This is a genomic window from Chryseobacterium sp. (assembly GCF_019236175.1).
Classification (GTDB): Bacteria; Bacteroidota; Bacteroidia; order Flavobacteriales; family Weeksellaceae; genus Chryseobacterium.
Map to the genome: position 1 here is coordinate 412,468 of NZ_JAFAJM010000014.1, position 11,379 is coordinate 423,846.

At 36.4% G+C, this 11,379-nt stretch carries 8 protein-coding genes and 1 rRNA gene; 5 read left to right on the top strand and 4 right to left on the bottom strand.

Annotated features, from left to right (window positions below; genetic code table 11):
- Positions 1-60 precede the first annotated feature (60 nt).
- The 3 genes from secA to JO178_RS13025 all read right to left on the bottom strand — a co-directional run bounded on the left by secA (position 61) and on the right by JO178_RS13025 (position 4,646).
- Entirely contained in the window at positions 61-3,135 is a 3,075-nt protein-coding gene (secA, locus tag JO178_RS13015) for a preprotein translocase subunit SecA (RefSeq protein ID WP_291936406.1), read from the bottom strand.
- 125 nt (positions 3,136-3,260) lie between these two features.
- On the bottom strand, positions 3,261-3,482 hold the full coding sequence (locus JO178_RS13020; protein WP_002662059.1) for a DUF2795 domain-containing protein: 222 nt from the start codon (positions 3,480-3,482) through the stop codon (positions 3,261-3,263).
- 135 nt (positions 3,483-3,617) lie between these two features.
- A complete protein-coding gene (locus tag JO178_RS13025; RefSeq protein WP_291936409.1) occupies positions 3,618-4,646 on the bottom strand; it encodes a GDP-mannose 4,6-dehydratase in 1,029 nt (342 codons plus the stop codon).
- 90 nt (positions 4,647-4,736) lie between these two features.
- On the opposite strand from JO178_RS13025, the gene JO178_RS13030 reads away from it, so the two are divergent.
- Positions 4,737-5,534, top strand: a complete 798-nt coding sequence (locus tag JO178_RS13030) for a DUF2797 domain-containing protein (RefSeq protein WP_291936413.1) — start codon at positions 4,737-4,739, stop codon at positions 5,532-5,534.
- 33 nt (positions 5,535-5,567) lie between these two features.
- On the top strand, positions 5,568-8,231 hold the full coding sequence (locus JO178_RS13035; protein WP_291936416.1) for a hypothetical protein: 2,664 nt from the start codon (positions 5,568-5,570) through the stop codon (positions 8,229-8,231).
- A 121-nt stretch (positions 8,232-8,352) separates the two neighbouring features.
- Here the strand turns inward: JO178_RS13035 and JO178_RS13040 are convergent, their stop codons facing one another.
- On the bottom strand, positions 8,353-8,703 hold the full coding sequence (locus tag JO178_RS13040; RefSeq protein ID WP_291936419.1) for a hypothetical protein: 351 nt from the start codon (positions 8,701-8,703) through the stop codon (positions 8,353-8,355).
- A gap of 177 nt (positions 8,704-8,880) precedes the next feature.
- Here JO178_RS13040 and JO178_RS13045 point away from each other — a divergent pair, with 177 nt between their 5' ends.
- From JO178_RS13045 to JO178_RS13055, 3 genes are all read left to right on the top strand, one after another.
- Complete coding sequence (locus JO178_RS13045) at positions 8,881-9,075, top strand: hypothetical protein (protein ID WP_291936421.1); 195 nt, start codon at positions 8,881-8,883, stop codon at positions 9,073-9,075.
- A gap of 124 nt (positions 9,076-9,199) precedes the next feature.
- Positions 9,200-10,246, top strand: coding sequence for a PA0069 family radical SAM protein (locus JO178_RS13050; protein ID WP_291936423.1), 1,047 nt, complete (start codon positions 9,200-9,202; stop codon positions 10,244-10,246).
- Between the two features lie 1,014 nt (positions 10,247-11,260).
- Positions 11,261-11,379: ribosomal RNA gene (locus JO178_RS13055) — 16S ribosomal RNA — on the top strand; the annotation flags it as partial.

Genomic DNA, 11,379 nt, shown 5'->3' on the forward strand with positions numbered 1-11,379 from the left:
TAATAAAAAACCGCTCCAGTCAATACTGAAGCGGTTTTTTAAAATATTATTAATTATTTCTTAGGCAGGAATTTCTCCTTTATATAAGAAAGAAATAATTTCTTTGTTTAATTTATCGATCATTTCACTAAATAAGTGGAAAGATTCCTGCTTATAAATTACCAATGGATCTTTCTGTTCGTAAACGGCACCTTGCGAAGATCTTCTAAGGTCATCCATCTCACGTAAGTGAAGTTTCCAGTTTTCATCTATGATTGATAACGTGATGTTCTTTTCAAAATCATTCACTAAACTTTCACACTGTGTTTCATAGGCTTCTTTTAAGTCTGCAACAATGGTCATTGTTTTATGGCCGTCGGTGAAAGGAACCTGAATCATTTTGAACATCGAACCCTGATTTTGGTATACATTCTCAATGATAGGGAATGATTTTTCTTTCAACAGATTCAGCTTCATCTGATAATCTTCCTGAGCTGCTTTGAATAAAATATGGGTAAGATCCTGAACGTTTTTATTATTGAAATCATTTTGAGAAATCGGAGATTCCATCGTAAATGTTTTAATAATCTCGTATTCGAAATCTTTGTAATTTCCTGTAGATTTTCCTTTCGCAACAATAGAATTGGCAACATCGAAAATCATATTCGTGATATCATATTTCAGGTGATCTCCGAATAGAGCATTCTTTCTTCTTTTGTAGATAACATCACGTTGCTTGTTCATTACGTCATCATACTCAAGAAGTCTCTTTCTTGTTCCGAAGTTGTTTTCTTCTACTTTTTTCTGTGCTCTTTCAATAGATTTACTGATCATAGAGTGCTGAATCACTTCACCTTCTTTATGACCCATTCTGTCCATCATCTTAGCAATTCTTTCAGAACCGAATAAACGCATTAAGTTGTCTTCAAGAGAAACATAGAACTGTGAGCTTCCGGGATCTCCCTGACGTCCTGCTCTACCTCTCAGCTGTCTGTCAACACGTCTAGAATCGTGTCTTTCCGTTCCGATGATAGCTAAACCTCCTGCTTCTTTTACCGCTTTGGAAAGTTTGATGTCGGTACCACGACCTGCCATGTTGGTGGCAATGGTTACCACTCCCGGTTGTCCCGCTCCGGCAACAATCTCGGCTTCTTTTTTGTGAAGCTTCGCATTCAATACCTGATGCGGAATTTTTCTTAACTGAAGGGCTTTGGAAAGCAACTGAGAAATTTCAACGGAAGTTGTTCCTACAAGTACCGGTCTTCCCGCTGCTGTTAGCTTTTCAACTTCTTCAATAACGGCATTATATTTTTCTCTGTTAGTCTTATAAACTAAGTCTTGTCTGTCATGTCTTAAAATAGCACGGTTGGTAGGAATTACTACTACATCCAGTTTGTAGATTTCCCAAAGCTCACCTGCTTCTGTCTCTGCAGTACCGGTCATCCCCGCAAGTTTGTTGTACATACGGAAATAGTTCTGAAGCGTAATGGTTGCAAAAGTTTGAGTAGCAGCCTCAATTTTTACATTTTCTTTAGCTTCAATAGCCTGGTGAAGACCATCTGAATAACGACGTCCTTCCATGATACGCCCCGTCTGCTCATCAACGATTTTTACTTCACCATCAATTACTACATACTCATCATCTTTTTCAAATAATGTATAGGCTTTCAATAGCTGGCTCATCGTGTGAACTCTTTCAGATTTTTCAGCAAAATCACCGAAAAGTCTTTCTTTAGCTTCGAATTCTTCTTCTTTAGATAAGTTTTTAGCTTCTACTTCAGCAATTTCAGTTCCGATATCCGGAAGTACGAAGAAGTTTGGATCGGAGTTCCCCTGAGACATGTATTCAACACCTTTATCTGTAAGGTCTACTTGATTGTTCTTTTCTTCAATTACGAAATAAAGATCTTTATCTACAATCGGCATGTCGCGGTTATTATCCTGCATGTACTGAGCCTCAACTTTCTGAAGCAATGCCCTGTTTCCGCTTTCCGATAAGAATTTGATGAGTTGTCTGTTTTTAGGAAGACCTCTGTATGCCTGAAGCAATTTGAATCCTCCTTCTTTTGTGTTTCCTGCTGCGATTAGTTTTTTCGCTTCATTGAAAATGGCAGAAACCGTTTTTTTCTGAACTTCAACGATTCTGTCGATAGAAGGTTTGAGAACATCAAACTCCTGTCTGTCTCCCTGAGGAACCGGACCTGAAATAATCAATGGTGTTCTTGCATCATCTACCAATACGGAATCTACCTCATCTACGATCGCAAAGTTCAATTCTCTTTGTACCAATTCTGAAGGTGAAGTCACCATATTATCTCTCAGGTAATCGAAACCGAATTCGTTGTTCGTTCCGTAAGTAATATCTGAGTTATATGCTTTTCTTCTTCCGTCGGAGTTCGGCTGATGATTATCGATACAATCGATAGACATTCCGTGGAACTGATAAAGAGGTCCCATCCATGCCGAGTCTCTTTTTGCAAGATAGTCATTCACGGTAACCACGTGAACACCTCTCTCCGGAAGTGAATTTAAATAAATAGGCAATGTTCCTACCAAAGTCTTACCCTCACCGGTTGCCATTTCGGCAATTTTACCACTGTGAAGAATAATTCCTCCGATAAACTGAACATCATAGTGGACCATATCCCAAACTACAGGAGTTCCGGCTGCATCCCATGAGTTTTTCCAAACAGCTTGGTCTCCCTGAATTTCAACAAAATCTTTTCCTGCAGCAGCCAGCTCTCTATCCCAGTCACTTGCTGTTACACGGATTTCTCCGTTCTGAGCCCATCTTCTTGCCGTTTCTTTGATCAGTGCAAAGGCTTCCGGAAGAACTTGTATCAGAACTTTTTCTTCAATTTCGTATGATTCTTTCTTTAAAGACTCAATTTTTGAGAAAAGAGCTTCTTTCTCATCAACGTTTGTTGAATTCTTTATCTGCTCTTTTACCTGTTCTATTTGAGCTGTGATCTTGCTGGTTGCAGATTTTATATTCTCTTTAAACTCAGCCGTTTTTTGTCTCAAACCATCATCCGACAATTGTTGAATGTTAGGTTCTACAGCTTTGATTTTTGTTACAACTTTTTTTACTTCTTTTAGGTCCTGCGCTTTTTTGTCTCCCAAAAACCCTTTAAGAACTTTGTTTAAAAAACTCATAAATTTTTTGCTTTATGCTTAATGCAAGATGCTTTAAGCGTTTTAAATGACACGCTTATCGTGTAAATTAATATATAAAAAGGGCAAAAAAGCTCTAAGCATGCAGCCTAAAGCTTATCGCTTTATTAATATTCGTCCTCGTTCCAAAGGAAATCTTCGTCAGTAGGATAGTCACTCCATACCTCTTCGATAGATTCATAAATTTCTCCTTCGTCTTCAATAGCCTGAAGGTTTTCTACTACTTCCATAGGTGCACCAGTTCTGATTGCGTAGTCAATAAGCTCTGCTTTTGTCATTGGCCAAGGTGCGTCACTTAGATATGAAGCTAATTCTAATGTCCAGTACATAATTTTCTAATTTTTTGCAAAAGTATAAAAATAGGTTATATAATAAGCTTTTTTATACTTGATTTTCAATTCTTTTTATAATTTTTTCTTATAAATGTCTGTCACTACTGAGTGTCAGGGGTGTCAGAAATTTACTTAATGTCGTTTTCTCAAAAACCATTCCATAAATTTTTTTATGCCATTTTGGAAGTCTATCTGAGGTTCATACCCTATTAATGTCTTCGATTTGGCAATATCTGCATTCGTTTTTCGGACATCTCCCGGCTGCATTGGCAGATTTTTTCTGATGGCAGTCTTTCCCAAAGCTTCTTCTATCGTGTTTACCATTTCAGATAAACTGATCACCTGATTTTCGCCTAAATTCAGAATTTCATAAACCCCGGAATGGCTCTCCAGATAAAGAACAGATTTGATAATTCCATCGATAATATCATCAATATACGTGTAGTCTCTTGCTGTATTTCCATCACCATAGAAAGGAATTTCATGACCCTGGGAAATGAGCTTTGTAAACTTGTGTATTGCAAGGTCAGGTCTTTGTCTCGGTCCATATACCGTAAAGAATCTCAGCTGGATCATATCAATATGATAAAGATCGTGGTATACATGCCCCAGAATTTCTCCGCATTTTTTGGTGGCGGCATAAGGCGAAATCGGATTATCTACATTATCTGTTTCTGAAAAAGGGATTTTTTCATTATTTCCGTAAACGCTTGAAGAAGAGGCGCAAATGAATTTATTGATATTGAAATCTTTACATAATTCCCAAAGATTCATACTTCCCCTTACATTTACTTCCTCATATTCCAATGGCCGTTCAATAGAAGGACGAACACCGGCGAGGGCAGCCAGATGAATGACCATGTCAATATGGTGGTTTTGAAAAATCATTTCAAGACCTTTTTTGTCTCTGATATCCTGATAGTAAAGGGAATATTGAGCAGAATCAGAGCAGGATATCAGGTGCTGTATATCAGCCTCTTTGTCAGAGAACTCAAAATCCGAATTTATACCAATAGACTCTAAAGTATTTTTGATTTTAGTCCGATAGCTATAGAAATCATCAAAATTGTCAATGTTTATGACAGAATGTCCATTTCTTAATAATCGTTCAATTAAATGGGAACCAATGAAGCCACTACCTCCAGTTATAAGATAAATCATCTGTGATTTTTTATGAATACAAAAATATAAATTTTACTTTTTGAAAAATATAATCATTAAATTTACTTAAAAAAGTAATATAAATATAATATGCAGTTTCAAGGGCAAATTTTAAAAATGACAAGCTATGATGCACAACCTATCCAATACTACCTTAATCTTTCAGGGGATCTGATCCATATGAATGAGTTATTTGGAAAGGAAATAAGCATTAAACATATCGGATTTCAATGTGTGAACTGTGGAGAAGATAAACCGATTTACAGAATGGGGTTCTGCAAAAATTGTTTCTTTGAAAGTCCTTATGCCAGTGATACCATTATCCGTCCGGAACTTTCTACTGCTCATTTAGGAGTGGCGGAAAGAGATTTGGAAATCGAAAAAGAAATCCAGCTTCAGCCACACACCGTTTATTTAGCATATACCGGAGATGTCAAAGTGGGAGTAACCAGAAATACCCAGATTCCTACCAGATGGATTGATCAGGGGGCTACTTTTGCTTTACCGATTGCCAGAACCGAAAACAGATATGAGGCAGGAATGATAGAGGTGGCCTTAAAAGATCATTTACCTGATAAAACCAATTGGAGAAAAATGCTTCAGGATGACTTCGAAGGAGAAATTGATCTTGCGGATTTCAGACAAAAGATCAAAGAATATTTTCCTGAAGACTTCCAGAAATTCTATAGTGAAGGAGAGGAGTTATGGAGATTTGATTACCCTTTTGAAAAACCGGAAAAAGTTTCTTCATTTACTTTAGATAAAAAACCTGAATTTACAGGAAGGTTGAAAGGTATTAAAGGACAGTACCTGGGGTTTGAAGGCGGAAATTTTATCAATGTAAGAGGACACGAAGGCTATGTCATAGAACTGGAGATCAGGAACTGATCTGCTTAAAAAATACAAAACCAAATCACCAATATGAAAAAATGGGTAAAAAGACTATTAATAAGTTTCGGAATTGTGGCAGGGATTCTTCTTGCTGCCAATTTCGGACTGAATTTTTGGCTTAAAACCCAGCTTCCTGACTATATTAAAAGGAATACAGACTATAAAGTTTCCTATACAAGCTTAGCTGTTGACCTTGGTACCGGAAATGTTTTAGCTACAGGAATCTCGGTTAATAATAAAAACCCTCAAAATATCAATGTAATAGGCCTACAGGGAACAATTGATACATTAAAGATCAGCAGATTCGGAATTTATGATGCGATTTTTAACAAAAGAATCAGTTCTTCTGACCTCCTCTTGGCTAAACCTAATCTGAATGTGGTTTTGGCCAAACCTGTCGATCGTCGTACAGGGAAAAAAAGAAGCCCTTTTCTATTTGAGAATATTAGAATCAATCAAGGAACGATTGCTATTTTCAGGCACACCAAACAAAAATTTCTATCAGTACAGCAGTTAGACCTGTTTGTGGAAAACCTGCAGATGACGGAAGAATCTGTAGAAGATCGGTTGCCTGTAGTGTTTGACAGTTATAGTATACAAGGGAAAAACTTTTTTTTCCGCCCCGATGAAGTGTACGCTGTAACAATGGCTGCTATTAATACTGAAAACGGGCAGATGTCTGTTGATAATTTCCGCCTGATTCCGCTTTTGTCTTTTGATCAGTTTAAAAAATTCTATCCTAAGAAACCGCAATTGTTTGAGTTGACCATTCCTAAAACAGAGTTTAAAGATGTGGTTTTGAGTAAAAATAAAATAGCGCTTACCAATGCTGATTTTCAAAACCCAATTTTTACAGTATATAATACAGGAGTAAAAACTAAAAAAGAAGCAAAAAAATCCAATTTTGAAGTTAATTTAGAAAATATAAAATGCAACAATGCCGTCGTTAAGATTAATAAACCTGACGGAAATAATCTCCTTTCTGCAGAAAATCTTAATTTAAATGTCAGGAAACTTGTATTTGACCAGGAAACATCCGGAAAGGTTATTCCTGTCGCCTATAAAGATTTTACTTTTTCAGGAAAGAATATTGTGTATGCCGATCATCAGAATGTAAATGTCGGAAGTATTGCGCTAAAACCCACAAGCGGGGAAATCAGAGATATTATACTGAAGCCTGGTTCTGCCGCAGACGGAAAAACGACCCTGGATATTAAGTCCAGCCAGATAGCATTCAATATTAACAGACTGGATTTTATTGATAAAAAACTGGTATTGGATATTAAAGATGTTCTTTTTGAAAATGTAAACGGAACAATCTATGCAGGGGGCAATAGACAAAATAAAAATCCTGAACCGGGCATTATTCATTCCGTTCTGGTAAGGAAAATGTCTCTGAAGAATTCGAATATTACCTATGATAAGGGAAAAGAACCCTTAGTTTTTCATGATTTAAATGCAACGGTAAATCATATTGAAATTGCTCCCGAAGCAAATAGTCAAAGACTTTCTTTACATGTAAAAGATTACTTCCTGACCACCAGAAACTTTGCGTATACAACACCGTTCTATCACATGAGCCTGGGCCTTCTGAAATTGAATAAAAATAAAATTCAGATCAATAATTTTACGATGAAACCTATCGTTTCGAGATCACAGTTTATCAAAATGATACCTGTTGAGAGGGATCTTTATGATTTGAAAGCCGGACAGCTTACTGCAGAAGGAAATTGGGACCTGTTTTCTCAGAATAAATTTGTAAACGCTTCCCATGTGATGATCCAGTCCGCAAATGCCAATATTTTCAGAAGTAAAATTCCTAAAGATGATCCTAAGATCAAAGCATTGTACTCAAAGATGCTTCGTTCAATTAAAATTCCGATGACAATTGCCGATTTGGATTTGAAAAATTCCGTTCTGGTGTATGAAGAAGATACTCCGGAAAGTATGGGCCCCGGAAAATTAACATTCAGCAACTTTGATATGCATGTCAAAAACCTGAATTCTGCCAAAGAAAAAGGAAAGCCAACCAAAGTGGATATTAAAATCAATTGCTCATTTATGAACCTTGCACCGCTATCTGTACACTGGAATTTTGATGTAGCGGATCAAAGCGACGCTTTCGGTATTTCCGGAAAAACAGCCAATCTTCCGGCAAGCGGGATCAATCCTTTTATAAGGCCCTATCTTCACGTAACGGCAACTGCAGGTACTATTCAGGAAATGTATTTTAACTTCAAAGGAAATCCGAAAGGATTACACGGAACATTTAATTTAAAACATAAAGACCTTAAAATTGCTGTTTTAAATAAACATAATCACGAAAAAAAAGGCTTTCTGACAGCTGTTGCCAATGTTTTTCTGAAATCAGATTCTGGAAATTTCCCTGAATCGGTAACCGTAGAAAATGTAGAACGCGATCCCACCAAATCATTCTTTAACCTTTTCTGGAGAGGAATTGAGCAGGGTTTGAAAAAAACCTTAATAGGAAAGAATGTAGAAAAAACAGAGAAAAAAGTAAAAAAAGCAGTTTCTTCAGTAAAGGATATGAAAAAATCCGTAAAAGAAATTAAAAAAGAAATAAAAAATACTAAAGAAAAAAAATCTTCATCCCAACCGGAAGAAGGGCAGAAAGAAAAGAAAGGCTTTCTGAATAATATTTTTAAGAAAAAAGAGGCTTCCGAAAAAGAATGACCCTTAAACCATTAAGAATGAGATAATAAATGTTGGTCTTTCTGTTGGCGTGAAACAAAATTTTTTATATTTAGTTAAAACAGTCCTAATGGTTTAAAAATCAATATTTATTTCTATAAGGTTAAAAACTAAATTCGTCGCTTTCAAGAATAGGAATGTTTCTTAGAAACTCATCAAACTTTTCACCCGAATAATTGCTGTCTGCACCATAAGAATCAATGATCATCCCCTGATTTCCTACACTGTCTTTAATAACATATAATACCGCATTGTCGTCTGGATTGCTGTCACCTTCAAAACGGTATGTTTTTAAAATAATGAGTTCGGCAGGCTGATAAATCCTATCAGAATTTTCAAACTTCATCTCACCATGAGCATCCATTCTGAATTCTCTGTGTATTCCTCTTTCAGCAAGCTTTTTCATAACTTGGCTTAAGGTAGTCATATTGTCCATGTTGTCCGGATTTTCCATAATACTATTTTTCTTGTTAAATACAATAATTAAACCATATTAGATTTTCTAAATCTAAGAAAAATAAAGAATTATAGTTTCCTTAAAAATAAAGTTTAATGTTAACAAAATTTATAATTTAAAAAAAACAAATAGGTATACTTTTTGCAATGCTACCAGTAATAAATCAGAGAAAATATGAAAAAAGAAGTTGGAGTTTTACTGGCAGGGGGAGTTGGTCTTTTGGCAGTATTAAGTTTAATAAGCATCAAAAAAATATTGACTAAAAAAGATAAAAAATACAGTGATACATACTCAGACTATCACAGACACTTTGATGAAAAATACCACGATGATGAAAATCATGGCGTGGAACTTTATGCAGTGAAGTAGTAAAAAAATATATTTTAATTATGTTTAAATCCAGCACTTTTGAAAGTGCTGGATTTTTTTGTTGAAAACTTTAATGTTAAAACTCATTATTTTATAAAAAATCCATTCTAATTTTACATCATCAATGCAAAACGAAAATTTCATAAAAGGACAAGGAGCTCAGCGAAACGTGGTCAACCGTTTCGACCGGTATACTTATGAGCCTGAAGATGAAGACTTCGAAACCCTAAAAACTACTTTTACAGAAGTTTTTCCAAAAACAATTGTCAATCAGGTTAAAAGTGAAGACCTTCCGATGGAATATTCCATGAACCCTTACCAGGGCTGTGAACATGGTTGTTCCTATTGTTTTGCAAGACCCACCCATGAATACTGGGGATATAGCGCCGGAATTGATTTTGAAAGAAAAATCATGGTGAAAAAAAATGCCCCCGAACTATTGGAGAAATTTTTTCAGAAAAAAGGCTATAAAGCAGCCCCGATTTTATTGTCAGGGAATACCGACTGCTATCAGCCCGCTGAACGACAGTTTGAAATTACCAGAAAACTCCTGCAAATCTGTCTCGACTACAGGCACCCTGTCAATATTCTGACAAAAAATGCTCTGGTATTAAGAGATCTTGACATTTTAAAGCCTATGGCAGAACAAAATCTGGTCTCCGTTTCACTCAGCATTCCCACAATCAATGAAGAGCTCAGACGAAAAATGGAACCAAGAACAAGTTCTGCCAAAAATAAACTGAAGGCTGTAGAAATCCTCTCTGAGAATAAAATTCCTGTCCATGTAATGGTTGCACCCATTATTCCGGGACTTAATAGTGATGAACCACTAAATATTTTAAAAGAAATCTCCGGAGCAGGAGCTTTGGGTTTCGGATATACGCTGGTAAGATTAAACGACACCGTAGAGCCGGTTTTTGTTAATTGGATTGAAACACATTTTCCGGACAGAGCACAAAAAGTTCTCAACCTGATCCGTTCCATGCGCGGAGGAAAACTCGGAGATAAAAGGTATTTTGAAAGGCAAAAAGGAGAGGGTAATATCGCAGAGATGATTCACACTACTTTTAAAATCGGACGTAAAAAGTTTTTTGATGGCAGAGAATTTCCCAAGCTATCCACAGCCGGTTTTACCGGAACAAGAGATCAGCAGCTAAAATTATTTGACTGATCACATATTATATATATACATGGAGCTTTGGGACTATATATAAATATAATAGATACAGATAAGAAATAAAGCTTTTATCACCCGATTGCCCATCCTTTCCCGTATATTCAGGAGCTTATACCCGCTATCCGCTCATACTCCTCGTGCCGCGTTTCCCTCGCCATGCCTTTCATCTTTCCATTCCTTACTGCGGGGTACCCGCTTCTATCGGGGCTAGATATGGGAAGCGAGCCAAGAATAAAGATAAATAACGATAACACCCATCCATAGGAACCGGCTTCAGCCGTTTCCGTTCGTTACAATATTCCATAGCGCTGTTTTTGCTCCCCAAACATTAATCCATATGTATAGGGGACAGGCTTTATTCCTTTATTATATATAATCTCCGTCCGGGTCATATCCCATTTTCGAAAACACCTTCATACATCCGTTATTCTATATATAGGCTAATATCTGTTCCGCTCCGTGTATCGGATAGCCCGCCCAAACATTTGTTTAAAATTTTTCCACTTGCTGATCAGTATATTAGCCTTAAATATTACGATTATATGAATTTTAAGTTAAATAAACTTGCGTGGAATGCAGGAAGTTTCTATCTTTGCCCCACTGAAAAACGAAAGAGATTCGGTAAGCGCAGAAGAGCTTTTAGATAAGCAGAATAATATACTTTAAAAAGAGAATGACTTAAGAAAAAACTTCAAAATTTTTTGAGAAAAGAGTTGCGGGTTAATAAAAAGTTGCTATCTTTGCAGTCCCAATTAGAGGGAGCGCAGGAGTATAAGATTAAGGGTTTGGGAAGGAGTTAAGGTTACTTAAAAAACTTTAAAATTTTCTTTCAAAACATTTGGTCAATTCAAAATAAAGTTTTACTTTTGCACTCGCAAATACGGAGCAACAGAGACAGAAGATTGTTTCGTTATAAAGCGGAAGATATAAAGATCATTGACATACAATATAACAACCAAGTAAGGAAAAACTAAAGCGTTAAAAACTTTGAGTGAGTCAGACAAACATACAATGGAGAGTTTGATCCTGGCTCAGGATGAACGCTAGCGGGAGGCCTAACACATGCAAGCCGAGCGGTATTTGTTCTTCGGAACAGAGAGAGCGGCGTACGGGTGCGGAACACGTGT

Coding starts and splice junctions, on each gene's coding strand:
- JO178_RS13035 (WP_291936416.1), top strand. CDS start 5,568: ATGAAAAAATGGGTAAAAAGACTATTAATAAGTTTCGGAATTGTGGCA.
- JO178_RS13040 (WP_291936419.1), bottom strand. CDS start 8,703: ATGGAAAATCCGGACAACATGGACAATATGACTACCTTAAGCCAAGTT.
- JO178_RS13025 (WP_291936409.1), bottom strand. CDS start 4,646: ATGATTTATCTTATAACTGGAGGTAGTGGCTTCATTGGTTCCCATTTA.
- JO178_RS13030 (WP_291936413.1), top strand. CDS start 4,737: ATGCAGTTTCAAGGGCAAATTTTAAAAATGACAAGCTATGATGCACAA.
- secA (WP_291936406.1), bottom strand. CDS start 3,135: ATGAGTTTTTTAAACAAAGTTCTTAAAGGGTTTTTGGGAGACAAAAAA.
- JO178_RS13020 (WP_002662059.1), bottom strand. CDS start 3,482: ATGTACTGGACATTAGAATTAGCTTCATATCTAAGTGACGCACCTTGG.
- JO178_RS13050 (WP_291936423.1), top strand. CDS start 9,200: ATGCAAAACGAAAATTTCATAAAAGGACAAGGAGCTCAGCGAAACGTG.
- JO178_RS13045 (WP_291936421.1), top strand. CDS start 8,881: ATGAAAAAAGAAGTTGGAGTTTTACTGGCAGGGGGAGTTGGTCTTTTG.